This is a genomic window from Serratia marcescens subsp. marcescens ATCC 13880, assembly GCF_017299535.1.
Taxonomy (GTDB): Bacteria; Pseudomonadota; Gammaproteobacteria; order Enterobacterales; family Enterobacteriaceae; genus Serratia; species Serratia marcescens.
Window position 1 is genome coordinate 3347257 of the sequence record NZ_CP071238.1, and the last position, 13949, is coordinate 3361205.

Sequence of the window (13949 nt, forward strand, 5' to 3'; positions counted from 1 at the left end):
CAGGGAATCATGTCATGCAGAAACTCACTCGTTCGATCCTCGCCGCGCTGGTGTGCGCCTCCTGCAGTACGGCGGCGCTGGCCAAAGACGTGACCGTGATGATCTCAGGCGGCTTCAAAGCCGCGCTGGAAAAACTGGCTCCGGAATATGAAGCTCAAAGCGGCGATAAAATCATTCTGGTGTCCGGCTCCTCGATGGGCAAAACGCCGCAGGCGATCCCCGCGCGGCTGGCGCGTGGAGAGCAAGCCGATGTGGTAATCATGGTGGGCGACGCGCTGGCCCAACTGGACAAAGGCGGCTGGATCCAGCCGGGTTCGCGCGTAGAGCTGGCCGACTCGCCGATCGGCATGGTGGTGAAACAGGGCGCGCCCAAACCGGCGATAAAAACGGATGCCGAGCTGCGCAATGTCTTGCTGCAAGCTGACTCTTTCGCCTATTCCGACAGCGCCAGCGGCCGCTATGTCAGCGGCCAACTGTTCAAAAAGCTCGGCATCGAGGAACAGGTGAAAGGGAAAGCGCATAAGGTTGAGCGCATTCCGGTGGCCTCTGAAGTGGCGCAGGGGAAATACGCGCTGGGCTTCCAGCAGGTCAGCGAATTGCTGCCCGTGGCGGGCGTCACCTTTATCGGCGAGCTGCCGGAAAACGTGCAGTACATCACCCGCTTCGCCGGCGCGGTGACCGCCAAGGCGGAGCACCGCCGCGAAGGCAAAGCGCTGCTGAACTTCCTCGCCTCCTCTCAGGCGCAGCCGACCATTCGCGCGACCGGCATGCGAACCGTGCCGGCGCAGCAGCCGGTCAGGCAGAGTGATACTGTTCAGTAATCAGCTTTTCCAGCTCGGCGGCGACGAAAGACTGCATGCGGCCGCGGCGCCGGATCAGACCGACGGTGCGTTTCACCACCGGATCAACCAGCGACACCGACGTCAACACCGAATGTTCTGAAGCGGGCATCGACATGGCGGGCACGGCGGCAATGCCGATGCCCGCCTCAACCATGCCCAGCATGGTTGTCACATGGCGAGTTTCACACACGCTGGAGCGTTCCGGCACGAGGTGTTCCAGGCGCTGATCGAGCAGATTGCGATTGCCGGAGGTTTTATCCAGCGAGACGTAATCCTGCTGATAAAATTCCCGCCAGGTGAGGCTCTTTTTACCGGCGAGCGGATGGTCACGTCGGCAGGCGGCCACGTAGACGTCCCCCACCAGCGGCACAAATTCAAGATTAGGCTGCAGCCGCCCGGCAAAGCAGATGCCGAAATCGGCCTGGCCGCCGGTGACCGCCTCAATCACATTGCCTGCGCTGCCGTCGATCAGCTTGACGCGCACGCGCGGATAGCGCAGCCGGAAACGCCGTATCACGTCGGGCATGAAATAGTAGGCCGCCGAGGGCACCGTGGCGACGGTAACCAGCCCCACCCGCTCTTGACTGACCTTATCGATATCGGCCATCACCGCTTCGACGTTCATCAGCAACTGCTCCGAACGTTCGGCAAAGGCCTGCCCGTACAGCGTCAAGGTCACGCGCCGGGTGGTGCGATCAAACAGTTTGATGCCCAGCGCGTTTTCCAGTTTCTCAATCCTGCGGCTCAATGCCGACTGCGACAAGCAGATAGACTCTGCGGCCAGCCGAAAATTGCCGTACTCCACCAGCGCGCGAAACGCATAGAGATCGTTGAGATCAAAATTTACGGGCATAACGGCCAACTCTCCTTGCTGAAATGGCATAAGACGCAAACCAACGATGATAACCGCTTATATCGCCACGCTCACCGGCTTTGGTGGTTGAACCACCAAGGCCCCTATCGCCCCAGCAGCACCATTCCCCAAATAATGATAGTCATCACCACGGCTACCAGCTGCGCTGCGCCGCCCAAATCTTTGGCGCGTTTGGATAACGGATGCAATTCCAGCGAAATGCGATCGACCACGGTTTCAATCGCCGTATTAAGCAGCTCAACCACCAATAGCAGAAAACTGCAGGTGATTAATAACAGCCTTTCTATATTTGTAATATCTAAACCAAATGTAACAACCAGTAAGATAGCATTAATAACCAATAATTGGCGGAACGCATCTTCGGTAAGCACGGCATCAATAAACCCGGCCCAGGAATTCCTAATGCTGTAGGTTAATCGGCTTATTCCTTTTTTCTTTTCCACAGGCATACAATCAGCTCTCGTCAAAACTGCGACAGTCACTCGCAAATAAATCACGCAGCGTGAATTTATCTTGAGTTTATTAATTAAAAACCTTAACCGTTCTCTTTCCGGAGACGATGCATTCGCTCACTCGCCGTCACCCTGCTCCTGAAACGGCACCGCCCGAAAATGCCCTGGCGCGGTTATTATTCTGGGAGCGTAAAAAGAGGACGCGATATCAGCCGCTTAAAGCGTTTTCTCGTACAAGCGGTAGCGCTTGTACGGCACCGCGCCGATGCGTTCTAAAATCGTCCGCATGCCGGTATTGGTTTCCAGGATCCACGACATTTCCAGCGCGTCGATATTGCGCTTCGCGAAAGGCTCGCGCAGCGCCTCAATCAGCAGCAGCGCAATAATGGGCCCGATGCGGCTGAATTGATATTCCTGGCGTACGCCCATCAACGGCACGCGCGCGGTGCGCACGCCGCTGACTTTCAGGCGCCACAATAGCTTCGCCCAGCCGAACGGCAATAAGCGCCCCTGCAGATCGGCAATCGCTTCGTTAATGTTCGGCAGGCCGACGATAAAGGCGCAGGGCGCGCCATCCACCTCGGCGATATGGATCATATCGTCGGGCACCAGGAACTTCAGCTGATCCCCCATGGTGGCGAACTCATGTTCGGTGAACGGGACAAACCCCCAGTTATGTTGCCATCCGGAGTTGAACACCTCGCGCAGCACCTGCATCTCCTCGCGAAAGCGCTTGCGATTGAGACGGCGGACGGTCACCTTTTTACGCACCTGATCCATCATCCGGGTTAATGACGGCGAAAAATGCAGGTCGGTTCTTTTCATCCAATAGGCCAGCAAATCAATCCCCTCGCTGTAGCCCTGCTGCGCTATCTGGGCCGCGTAGTAGGGTTTCGCGTGCGTCATCAGGGCGGAAGGCGGGGTATCGAACCCTTCGACCAACAGGCCGCTTTCCTGATTGATATTAAGGCTGAATGGCCCGGTGATTTTACGCGCGCCTTTCGACCTCAGCCACTCCTCCGCTACCGTGAATAAGGTGCTGAACACGGCGGGATCGTCAACGGCGTCAATCATGCCGAAGTGGCCGGTATCCTCGCCATGCAGCTCCCGGTGCAGAGAATCGATTTGCGCAGTGATACGCCCAACCACTTTGCCCTGTTTTTTGGCCACCCATGCCTGCCATTCAATATGGTCGGTTCCGGGATTTTTCTTTGACAGGTGCTCTTCGCGCTCTACATGCAGCGGCTCAATCCAGTTCGGATCATCGCGAAACAGTTGCGAGGGGAAAGCAATAAATTCTTTAAGTTCGCGTTTATCCAGAACTTTCTCAATACGGATCATAAATAGCCTTACGTTTTAATAAAATAATTAAATAAGCACGCGACAACGCCTTTAGCATTTTTTATGCTGTTGCCTTTTATTGAATTGTGTATTACCTCCGGCTCACTGATAAGAAAAACCGAATATTCCCCCTCGGCGAATCAGCAACGTGTTGCCTGACATTCACCCTGTGATGTCCATAATTGATAAAAAAAGGAAACAGAAAGCGGCGCAGCCAGGCTACGCTAATAGTGCTCTTTTATTATTTCGTGCTGTTATGGTAAAAGAAACTCGCCGCTTTTAGTGTACCGACTTTAATCAGGAGGTGCGCCGCCATTTTTACCACTTAATGCTATTTTTAAGATTAGCCTTAAATGAATCGTTCACTTTTGAATTTCTTGCGGCATACTGTTTAGGAAGTGTTTAAGTTCCAAGATAGCCATGCATGAGGTCATAACCTATGAGCCGACAGTTATTTCCTGCCCGACAGATGCAGACTAAAGAACGGCGAAGTCCGGATATTACAATAGTCTCTCATATCTCGCCAGGGTGCCGCTCAAGGCTGATGACTCGGGCTACTTACGTTCTGCCCGGTTAATAACCGGCATGCCGCTCGAGCACGGCAATATACGCTGTTCGCGGAATGAAGATGGTTGAATAACAAACTTATTCAAAACCTATTCATAGTAAAACATCAATTACCTCGCCAAGAGTGATTTCTCTTTTGGTGATTTTTAATCTATGGCTAAGTTTGTCTATGTCTGAAACAAGTTCCGTTCATTCTCTTCCCATGCGCTATGCGGACTTCCCCACGTTAGTGGACGCGTTGGATTACGCGGCACTCGGTAATACGGGAATGAATTTTTACGACCGTCGCAATCAACTCGTGACCGTTCTCGACTATCGCACGCTGCAGCAAAAAGCGATCGCGGGCGCGCGGCGTTTATTGTCCCTGAAGCTCAAGAAAGGCGATCGCGTGGCGCTTATCGCCGAAACCAGCCCGGGCTTCGTCGAAGCCTTTTTCGCTTGCCAATATGCCGGCCTGGTGGCGGTGCCGTTGGCGATCCCGATGGGCGTTGGCCAGCGCGACTCCTACACCGCCAAACTGAAAGGGCTGATCGCCAGCTGCAACCCCGCGGCGATCGTCAGCAGCGAAGAGTGGACACCGCTCATCGCGTCGGCCACGGAAAACTCGTCGGCGATGCACATCCTCAGCGACGCGGACTTTAACGCCTTGCCAGAGCCGGAGATCGCGTTGCCGGCGCCTTCGCCCGACGATATCGCCTATCTCCAATACACCTCGGGCAGCACCCGTTTTCCGCGCGGCGTGATCATTACCCAGCGGGCGGCCATGGCGAACCTGAACGCGATCAGTCGCGACGGGATCAAGTTGCGCGCCGGCGACCGCTGCGTTTCGTGGCTGCCCTTCTATCACGATATGGGCCTGGTCGGTTTCCTGCTTACGCCGGTGGCGACCCAGCTGTCCGTCGACTACCTGCGCACGCAAGATTTCGCTATGCGCCCGATGCAGTGGCTGAAACTGATCGCCAAGAATCGCGGCACGGTGTCCGTCGCCCCGCCGTTCGGCTACGATCTGTGTCTGCGCCGCAGCAACGCCAAAGAGCTGGCCGATCTGGATCTTTCCAGCTGGCGGGTTGCGGGCGTGGGCGCCGAGCCGATCCCGGCCGAGCTGCTCGCCCAGTTTGGCGAACACTTCAGCAGCATCAACTTCGACAGCAAAGCCTTCATGCCGTGCTACGGCCTGGCCGAGAACACCCTGGCGGTGAGTTTTTCCGACCCCAGCTCCGGCCCGCAAACCAACGCGGTCGACCGCGATATTTTGGAGTACGAGGGTAAAGCGGTCGCGCCGGGCAAGAAGACCCGCGCCGTCTCGACCTTCGTCAACTGCGGCCGTGCGCTGCCCGGCCATCGCATCGAGATCCGCAGCGAAACCGGGCAACCGCTGCCGGAGCGCCAGGTCGGCCATATCACGATATCCGGCCCCAGCCTGATGAACGGCTATTTCTGCGACGATGAATCCCAGCAGCAGATCCAGGTGACCGGCTGGATGGACACCGGCGATCTCGGCTATCTGCTGGACGGCTATCTGTACGTCACCGGCCGCAAGAAGGATTTGATCATCATTCGCGGCCGCAATATCTGGCCGCAGGATATTGAGTACGTCGCGGAATCCGAACCGGAAATCCGTTCCGGCGATGCGATTGCCTTCGTGACCGAAGAACACGACGAAGCGGCCAGGATCATTTTGCAGATCCAGTGCCGAGTCAGTTCGGAAGAGCGCCGTGAACAAATCGTGCATTCGCTGAGCGCGCGCATTCAAAGCGAGTTCGGCATCGCGGTGGACATCGAGCTGCTGCCGCCGCACAGCATTCCCCGCACGTCGTCGGGCAAACCCGCGCGCGCGGAGGCCAAGAAACGCTGGCTAAGCGCTTCGCTCTACCCGCAAATGCCGCAGCTGGCCGGTTTCGCGCAATGAGCGGCACCGTGGCAGTGACGGGCGCGACCGGCTTTATCGGCCGGCATATCGTCCAGGAACTGCTGGCGCAAGGGTTTAGCGTGCGCGCCCTGACGCGGCAAGCCGGAAAAGCCGCCGTAGACAACCTGCAGTGGATCCCCGGCGCGCTGGAAGATCGGCCCTCGCTCACCGAACTGGTGCGCGGCGCGGAGTGCGTCGTGCATTGTGCGGGCCAGGTGCGCGGGCATGCGGAAGCGGTGTTCACCCGCTGCAACGTCACCGGCAGCCTGAATTTGATGCAGGCGGCCAAACAGAACGGCCGCTGCAATCGCTTCTTGTTCATGTCGTCGCTGGCGGCCCGCCATCCGGCGCTGTCCTGGTACGCCCATTCAAAACAGGCCGCCGAGCAGCAACTCATCGCCGCCACGGGCGATATCGCGCTGGGGATTTTCCGCCCGACGGCGGTTTACGGGCCCGGCGATAAAGAGCTGAAACCGCTGTTCAACGGCCTGCTGCGCGGCGTGCTGCCCCGGCTGGGCGCGCCTGACGCCAGGCTCTCTTTTCTGCACGTGAGCGATTTGGCAAAGGCGGTCAGTCAATGGGTGCAGACCGAACCCGCGCAGCCGAATATTTACGAACTGTGCGACGGCGTGGCCGAAGGCTATAACTGGCTGCGCCTGCGGGACATCGGCGCCGCCGTGCGTCACGGGCCGGTGCGTCTGGTGGGCATTCCGCTGCCGCTGCTGAAAGCCCTGGCGGATATCAGCGTGTTGTGGAACCGCCTGGTAAAACAAGAGCCGATGCTGACGCGCAGCAAAATACGCGAATTAACGCATCGCGACTGGTCCGCCAATAATCAGGCGCTGTCGCAACAGATTAATTGGTTTCCACAGGTGAGTTTGGAACGCGCGCTGCGTGAAGGGCTGTTTTAATTATTCCAAGTAGAGGTGTGTCAACGTTCTTATGCTAAATCGCGATGCTGTAATGGATTATATCCTGACGTGTTTGCAAGGTATCGTCGAAGGCGGAGTGGAAATCAAACCTGATAGCGATCTCGTCAATGATCTTGGCCTGGAATCCATCAGAGTCTTGGATCTGCTGATGATGCTGGAAGATGAATTAGATATCTCCATTCCTATCAATATATTGCTTGATGTCAGAACGCCTGAGCAACTGCTTGACGCGCTGCGCCCTTATCTGGAGAAAAACCATGGGACTGTATGATAAGTTTGCGCGGCTCGCCAATGACCGTGAACAATTTCAAACGTCCGGTCTGAATCCGTTCGGCACCTGTATCGACGAAGTGTATTCCGCCACCCAGGGGCGCATCGGCGATCAAAAGATTGTCCTCGCCGGCACCAATAATTACCTTGGCCTGACGTTCGATGCGCAGGCGATCGCCGCCGGCCAGGCGGCTCTGGCCGCGCTCGGCACCGGCACCACCGGCTCGCGCATGGCGAACGGCAGTTACGGATCGCACCTGACGCTGGAACGGGAGCTGGCGGAATTCTTCGATCGCCCAAGCGCCATTGTGTTCTCCACCGGCTATACCGCCAACCTGGGCGTTATCAGCACGCTGGCGGGGCCGGGCGCCGTGGTGCTGATCGACGCGGACAGCCACGCGAGCATTTACGACGCCTGCGCCCTCGGCGGCGCGGAAATTATTCGCTTCCGCCACAATGACGCCGCCGATCTGGAGCGCCGCATGGTGCGCCTGGGCGAACGCGCCCGCGAGGCGATCATTATCGTGGAAGGCATCTACAGCATGCTGGGCGACGTCGCCCCGCTGGTGGAAATCGTCGACATCAAGCGGCGATTGGGCGGGTATCTGCTGGTGGACGAAGCGCACTCCTTCGGCGTAATGGGCGAGCGCGGCCGCGGCCTGGCCGAAGCGCTGGGCGTCGAGCAAGATGTGGATATCATCCTGGGCACCTTCAGCAAAAGCCTGGCTTCGATCGGCGGTTTCGCCGTCGGCGGCAAGGGGATGGACGTGCTGCGCTACAGCAGCCGGCCGTATATTTTTACCGCTTCGCCGTCGCCGTCCAGCATCGCTTCGGTGCGTACGGCGCTGCAAAAAATCGCCCGCCATCCCGAGCTGCGGGAAAAACTGTGGAGCAATGCGCACCGTCTGTACCACGGCCTCGCCGAGCTGGGCTATACCCTGGGGCCGCGCATCAGCCCGGTGGTGCCGGTCATGATCGGTTCAAAGGAAGAAGGGTTGCGTTTCTGGCGCGAGCTGATCGCCCACGGCGTCTATGTGAACCTGGTGCTGCCACCGGCCGCGCCGGCGGGCGTGACCCTGCTGCGCTGCAGCGTCAATGCCGCGCACAGCGATGAAGAAATCGACGCCATCGTGCGCGCCTTTGCGGCGCTGAAAAAATAAAGCCTTTCCCTCTCGGCCGCGGCGGCGGTGCCGAAAATGGCCTCGCCGCCCTGCCGAACCGATGCGCGCCTCAGTGCGCAGCCGTTGATACCCCATCAGCCGAATAGCGATACCCCTGCGCCGCCATAAATTCCGCGATGGCTTTTTCCGCCGCCGAAAGCACCTCCTCGATCGGCCGATCGGCATCGAGATCCACGATGTCGGCGCCTTCGAACGTCAATAAAGGCGTGACGGCGATCTTCTTCTCCAGCGCCGCTTTGCGGTGATCGGGTTTGCGCGCACAGGCCACGTCCAGACTGACATTCAGCTTGAGCACCAGATCCGGTTTTTGTCCCGCCATCCATTGAAACGCCGCCCGTTCACGCGCCGCCAGCCAACGGACGAAACGGCTGCCTTCAACGTCGACGGGAAAAACCGTGCCGTCGTAAGCGCCAGGGATCTGCGCCTGCGGAAAACGGTCGGTCAACACGATGAACCCTTGCCGGCGATACGCCAGCATGCGGCGAAAACGCAGCAGCCGCCGCCCCACGAAAGCGATGATCACCGCCGACGGCAACAGGCCAATCCGGGATTTTTTCGTTTTGACCTTTTTGGTATTGCTCTCGATAGCCTTGCCCACCGAGCGCCCGAGCAGCGGCAATTTCGCCGCCGCGCGCCCGACGTTGCCCGCCTGTTTGCCCAGATGCACCTGCACCGCCGGGCCATAATGTTTCACATACTCGATCAGATGTTCACAAACGGTGGACTTACCCGATCCGTCGCTGCCGATAACCGCAATCAGCGGCGGAAATTTTGCACTCATAATAAGACTCTCTTTCAATACACCAGAAACGGCGTGCCATATTTGAAGCGAACGTTCGCTTATCATTGCCGCGGCGGCTGCGTGAAAAAAATTTGCCATACGCAGCGCCAAAAAGCACAAAACATTAAGCGAAAATTGAAAACCTCTGCTCTTTTTTCGCCGTGAGCCATGCCGAAAATTAACATAAAAAGCGAAACCGGCCCACGCACGAACAATTAGCACAAAATAACAAGAACAAGCGCCATGAATATCAATTCAAATAACGAAGAAGAATGCCGATCTCATTATTTTATCGCAGCAAATCACAATAAATATCTTGAACCCAAGGCGTATTGGAATACAATAGTTTTTTTCGCATTGGATCAATTATTGTGAGTCAGCAGATAAGACCTTCATCTGATCGCTCGCCCGTGCGCGTAATAGCGATAACCGGCTGTGACGGCTCGGGAAAATCCACGTTAGCCGCCAGCCTGGTCAACGCGTTATCGGCGCAAGAACCTGCCGAACTACTGTATCTCGGCCAGTCTTCCGGGCGCATCGGCGAATGGATCAGTTCGCTGCCGATTATTGGCGCGCCCTTCGGGCGTTATTTGCTGAAGAAATCGGAACGCGTGCATGAGCGCCCTTCCACACCGCCGGATAATGCCACGGCGCTGGTGATATTTTTACTCTCCTATTGGCGCGTTTATAAATTCCGTCGCATGCTGAAGAAAAGCCGCAGCGGCGCATTACTGATCACCGATCGTTATCCGCAGGCCGAAGTGGCGGGGTTTCGTTTCGATGGCCCGCAGTTGGCGAAAACCGCCGGCGGCAATCGCTGGATCCGCGGGTTGAGAAAGCGCGAACAAAACCTGTACCAATGGATGGCGTCTTATCAGCCCTTATTATTAATTCGGCTGGATATTGACGAACAAACGGCCTATTCACGCAAACCCGATCACTCGCTGGCGGCGTTGCGTGAAAAGATCGCCGTCATCCCGCACCTGACGTTTAACGGCGCTAACATATTGGATTTAGACGGCCGCGAACCCGCCGACCGTATTTTCGACGCATCGCTGCGCGCCGTTAAAATATCGCTGAGGGCCGCCAATGCCTAGCCGACAAATAACCTTTTCGTACCGAAACAGATGAAAAAAAATAAACTCACCGCCGAACAGGATACCTCTCCCGTCTGCATCACCGGGCTGATTGCCGTGGTGGGCAGCGACGGCACGGGCAAGTCCACGCTGACCGCCGACCTGGTGAAAAACCTGCAGCAACATCGCCCCACGGAGCGGCGCTATTTGGGGCTGATCTCCGGCGAAGACGGTGACAAAATCAAAAAGTTGCCGTTCATCGGCGTGTGGCTGGAACGGCGCCTGGCGGCGAAATCCGACAAAACCCAGCGCATGAGCAACAGGCCGCCGGCGCTGTGGGCGGCGCTGATCATGTACGGTTTTTCGCTGTGGCGCGCATCCAACCTGCGCAAGGTGCGGCGGCTGGCGCAGAGCGGCGTTCTGGTGATAAGCGATCGCTACCCGCAGGCGGAAATCTCAGGTTTTTACTACGATGGGCCCGGCATCGGCGTGGAGCGCGCAAAAGGGTGGCTATTGAGCCGCCTGGCGGCGAGCGAACGCCGTTTATATCAACGCATGGCCGTCTATCGGCCGGCGCTGATCATTCGCCTTGATATCGACGTCGATACGGCCTTTTCCCGCAAGCCCGATCACAGTTACGAAGAGCTGAAAGACAAGATCGCCGCCATGGTGCGCCTGCAATACAACGGCTCGCGCATCATCGAACTGGACGCCAGAGCCCCTTACGACGAGGTGCTGAGCAATGCGCTCAACGCCATTTCCGCCGTGGTGAACCCCGCGAAGCGCCCGCAGAGCGATCTCGGGCAACCTGGCGAGAACGCCGGTAAAGAAACTCAGGTTTATTAAACGAATACAGGGCAAGCGCATGACTGCGGAAAACAAAATGCAGCAAAACAACGATAACGGCTGGTTTGGGCTATGAAACGGTGGTTTTCCGACGGCGCGTTTCGTTCCATTTTACGTAATGCCGCCTACCTGGGCTCCGGCAGCGTCGCCAGCGCGCTGCTCGGCCTGCTGGCGCTCTCCTGCGCCGGTAAAGGCATGTCGCCTGAAATGTTCGGCGTGCTGGTGGTGATCCAGGCCTATACCAAAGCGGTCAGCGATTTCATCAAATTCCAGACCTGGCAGTTTGTGGTGCAATTCGGCACTCCGGCGCTGGAGCATCAAAATACCGGGCGCTTCCGCGACGTCGTCGCCTTCTCCTTCGGCCTGGATATCGCCAGCGGCGTCATCGCCGTGCTGGGCGGCATGATCATGCTGCCGTTCCTGTCTCACGCCCTGGGGCTGGACAGCGAAAGCTTCTGGCTCGCCATGCTGTACTGCACCCTGATCCCATCGATGACCTCGTCCACGCCGACCGGCGTGCTGCGCGCCTTCAACCGCTTCGATCTCATCGCCATCCAGCAGGCGATCAAGCCGTTCCTGCAGGCGGTGGGCAGCGTCATCTCCTATTATTTCGATCTGGGGTTCCCCGGCTTTATCGTCACCTGGTACGCCTCGAACCTGATCGGCGGCACGCTGTTTTGGTGGTTCACTGCGCGCGAACTGCGCCGCCGCGATATCCACGGCGCGCTGAGGCCGCGCCTGTTCAACGTCGCGCGCCGCATTGAGGGCGCCTGGAACTTCGTCTGGACCACCAACATCGCCCATACCATCTGGGCTGCGCGCAACTCCTGCACCACCGTGCTGGTGGGCGTGGTGCTCGGGCCGGCCGCCGCCGGGCTGTTCAAGATCGCCATGACCTTCTTCGATGCGACGGGCACCCCGGCCAAGCTGCTGGAGAAAAGCTTCTATCCCGAGATCATGCGCCTGGATCCGCGCACCAAGACCCCGTGGCTGCTCGGCCTGCGCTCCTCGCTGCTGGCCGGCGGCATCGGCCTGGCCGTCGCGGTGTTGATGTTGCTGGTGGGCAAGCCGCTTATTTCCGCGGTCTTCGGGCAGCAATACCTGGAAGCCTATGACCTGATTCAAATCATGCTGGGCGCGATCATCGTCTCGATGATGGGCTTCCCGCAGGAATCCTTACTGTTTATGGCGGGCAAGCAGCGCGCTTTCCTGATCGCGCAGGCGACGGCCTCGGCGGCCTACATTGCGCTGCTGGTGTCTATGGCGTATGCCTTCGGCGTGCAGGGCGCCGCCTTCGCTTATTTACTGGGGCAATGTTTAGACGTTCTGTTATCCCTGATACCGACGATCGGCGCCTACCGCAATCGCTTTATGTTGGGGCTGAATGTGCCCAAAGAGAGTAATCAATGACCGCTAGCAATAATTGGAAAAAGTTCTCCGCCGAAACCACCCAGGCGCTGTTTGTCGCGGTGGAAGAGGACGACCTGGTTGAGGCGAATATCAGCCTGCCGCAGCAGATCGATCTGGAATGCTCCCCCGAAAGCATTCGGGACAACTACGCGCTGTGCCTGCAGTTTTGGGAAGACGGCTTTTCCCGCCGCGAGCTGCTGCAATTGGTGAACGGTTTCTTGCAAGACCCGCAGTTGGCGGCGGCGACCCGCATGCGCTACAAATATATCCGCGCCCGCTATAAGCACCTGCGCTTCGCCCAGCAGCTGTACGGCGCCCCCCACCGCGCCAACCGCCTGTTCCACACCACCACCGTGGTGCTCGGCCATTTTCAGGACGCGTTTCGCAACGGCAACCAGAAGAACCTGACGCTGTACGGCAACCTGCTGCGGCTGCTGCTCAGCAAGCCGGTGTGGTCTTACGTGCGCTATGCGCTGCGCCACACCCGGCTGGAAAGCGCACAGGGCTTTATCACCTACCGTCAGGAGCAAATGCGCCAGCTGCAAACGCTGATCGCCGGCCCAGCGCTGACCGGGCATCAGTTCCATGACGTGCGCAAAATCGTCAGCCGCCAGGTCTCATTCTACGACACGCTGAGATCGATCGATCCCGACAACCGCGAGGCCCGGCAGATCTCGCGCTTCCTGGCGGCGATTAACGGCCTGATGGGTGACCGGCATGACGTGATGGTGGCGGACAAGCTGGCCGGCGGCGATATCTATGATCGGCCGGCGATCCTGGATATCGACATCCGCCAGCGCCTGGAGCTGCTGCTGGCGCGCTTTCCCCTGTCGTTTTCCCAGCCGGCCATCGCAGCGGGCAGATAAGCGCATTGCCCGTAGCCATGATGACGTTACCTCGCTTGCTGGCCCTCGCCCTGCTGCTGACGCCGCTGGCGGCATCCGCGCATAACTTCGTGCATGGCCGGCCGGTGGCGCCGATCGCCATCGCCGACCGCGGCGAGCTGCTGCTGCGCAACGGCGATTTCAGTTACCGGCCGTGGAACAGCGCAAAACTGGCGGGCAAGGTGCGGGTGATCCAGTACATCGCCGGGCGCACCTCCGCCAAAAAGAAGAACTCGTTGCTGATCAACGCCGTTAAGGACGCGAACCTGCCGGGCGATCGCTTCCAGCCGACCACCATCGTCAACACCGACGATGCGATACCGGGCTCCGGCTTCTTCGTGCGCGGCAAGATCGAGAAAAACAAGCGGCATTATCCCTGGGCGCAATTCATCGTCGACAGCGACGGGCTGGGGCGCATGGCCTGGCGGCTGCCGGAGGAAAGCTCCACCATCGTAGTGCTGGACAAGGCCGGGCGCGTGCAGTGGGCGAAGGACGGCGCACTCACCCCGCAGGAAGTTGACCAGGTGATCGCCCTGCTGCGCGCGCTGATCGCGCAGGAGACGCCATGAAGCGCACGCTGCCGG

The 13949-nt window shown here is 58.5% G+C and carries 14 protein-coding genes; 10 read left to right on the top strand and 4 right to left on the bottom strand.

What is annotated here, in order from left to right:
• The first annotated feature begins 14 nt into the window (after positions 1 to 14).
• Positions 15 to 821: a substrate-binding domain-containing protein gene (locus J0F90_RS16020; RefSeq protein ID WP_033639873.1), complete on the top strand. Its 807-nt coding sequence runs from the start codon at positions 15 to 17 to the stop codon at positions 819 to 821.
• Here the strand turns inward: J0F90_RS16020 and psrA are convergent.
• The 3 genes from psrA to J0F90_RS16035 form a co-directional block, all read right to left on the bottom strand.
• Positions 796 to 1695 (bottom strand): L-proline-binding transcription factor PsrA, encoded by a 900-nt coding sequence (gene psrA / locus J0F90_RS16025; protein ID WP_016927033.1) that lies wholly within the window; start codon positions 1693 to 1695, stop codon positions 796 to 798. The two genes, J0F90_RS16020 and psrA, sit on opposite strands and share 26 nt — an antisense overlap.
• Before the next feature lie 104 nt (positions 1696 to 1799).
• Complete coding sequence (locus tag J0F90_RS16030; protein WP_004935528.1) at positions 1800 to 2165, bottom strand: diacylglycerol kinase; 366 nt, start codon at positions 2163 to 2165, stop codon at positions 1800 to 1802.
• Positions 2166 to 2384: 219 nt separating this feature from the next.
• On the bottom strand, positions 2385 to 3509 hold the full coding sequence (locus tag J0F90_RS16035) for a hypothetical protein (protein WP_016927031.1): 1125 nt from the start codon (positions 3507 to 3509) through the stop codon (positions 2385 to 2387).
• Between the two features lie 736 nt (positions 3510 to 4245).
• Between J0F90_RS16035 and J0F90_RS16040 the strand changes: the two genes are divergently transcribed.
• From J0F90_RS16040 to spt, 4 genes are read left to right on the top strand one after another with little or no spacing between them, the layout of a single operon-like run.
• Positions 4246 to 5985: a fatty acyl-AMP ligase gene (locus J0F90_RS16040; RefSeq protein WP_033639872.1), complete on the top strand. Its 1740-nt coding sequence runs from the start codon at positions 4246 to 4248 to the stop codon at positions 5983 to 5985.
• Positions 5982 to 6896 carry an NAD-dependent epimerase/dehydratase family protein gene (locus J0F90_RS16045; protein ID WP_016927029.1) on the top strand — a complete coding sequence of 305 codons (915 nt, stop codon included), beginning with the start codon at positions 5982 to 5984 and terminating at the stop codon, positions 6894 to 6896. The genes J0F90_RS16040 and J0F90_RS16045 overlap by 4 nt, the downstream gene beginning before the upstream one ends.
• 31 nt (positions 6897 to 6927) lie before the next feature.
• Positions 6928 to 7188 (top strand): acyl carrier protein, encoded by a 261-nt coding sequence (locus J0F90_RS16050; protein WP_015378483.1) that lies wholly within the window; start codon positions 6928 to 6930, stop codon positions 7186 to 7188.
• Entirely contained in the window at positions 7175 to 8347 is a 1173-nt protein-coding gene (gene spt / locus J0F90_RS16055; RefSeq protein ID WP_033639871.1) for a serine palmitoyltransferase, read from the top strand. Before J0F90_RS16050 ends, spt begins: the two co-directional genes overlap by 14 nt.
• A gap of 70 nt (positions 8348 to 8417) precedes the next feature.
• Here spt and J0F90_RS16060 read toward each other — a convergent pair whose 3' ends face one another.
• Positions 8418 to 9149 carry a nucleoside/nucleotide kinase family protein gene (locus J0F90_RS16060; RefSeq protein WP_015378484.1) on the bottom strand — a complete coding sequence of 244 codons (732 nt, stop codon included), beginning with the start codon at positions 9147 to 9149 and terminating at the stop codon, positions 8418 to 8420.
• A gap of 371 nt (positions 9150 to 9520) precedes the next feature.
• Here J0F90_RS16060 and J0F90_RS16065 point away from each other — a divergent pair, with 371 nt between their 5' ends.
• From J0F90_RS16065 to J0F90_RS16085, 5 genes are all read left to right on the top strand, one after another.
• Positions 9521 to 10246: a nucleoside/nucleotide kinase family protein gene (locus tag J0F90_RS16065; RefSeq protein ID WP_033639870.1), complete on the top strand. Its 726-nt coding sequence runs from the start codon at positions 9521 to 9523 to the stop codon at positions 10244 to 10246.
• A gap of 30 nt (positions 10247 to 10276) precedes the next feature.
• Complete coding sequence (locus tag J0F90_RS16070) at positions 10277 to 11071, top strand: nucleoside/nucleotide kinase family protein (RefSeq protein ID WP_033639869.1); 795 nt, start codon at positions 10277 to 10279, stop codon at positions 11069 to 11071.
• Positions 11072 to 11143: 72 nt separating this feature from the next.
• Positions 11144 to 12481: a lipopolysaccharide biosynthesis protein gene (locus J0F90_RS16075; RefSeq protein WP_004935553.1), complete on the top strand. Its 1338-nt coding sequence runs from the start codon at positions 11144 to 11146 to the stop codon at positions 12479 to 12481.
• Positions 12478 to 13347, top strand: a complete 870-nt coding sequence (locus tag J0F90_RS16080; RefSeq protein ID WP_016927024.1) for a hypothetical protein — start codon at positions 12478 to 12480, stop codon at positions 13345 to 13347. The genes J0F90_RS16075 and J0F90_RS16080 overlap by 4 nt, the downstream gene beginning before the upstream one ends.
• A 20-nt stretch (positions 13348 to 13367) precedes the next feature.
• Positions 13368 to 13934: a YtfJ family protein gene (locus J0F90_RS16085; RefSeq protein ID WP_028127727.1), complete on the top strand. Its 567-nt coding sequence runs from the start codon at positions 13368 to 13370 to the stop codon at positions 13932 to 13934.
• Positions 13935 to 13949: the final 15 nt, after the last annotated feature.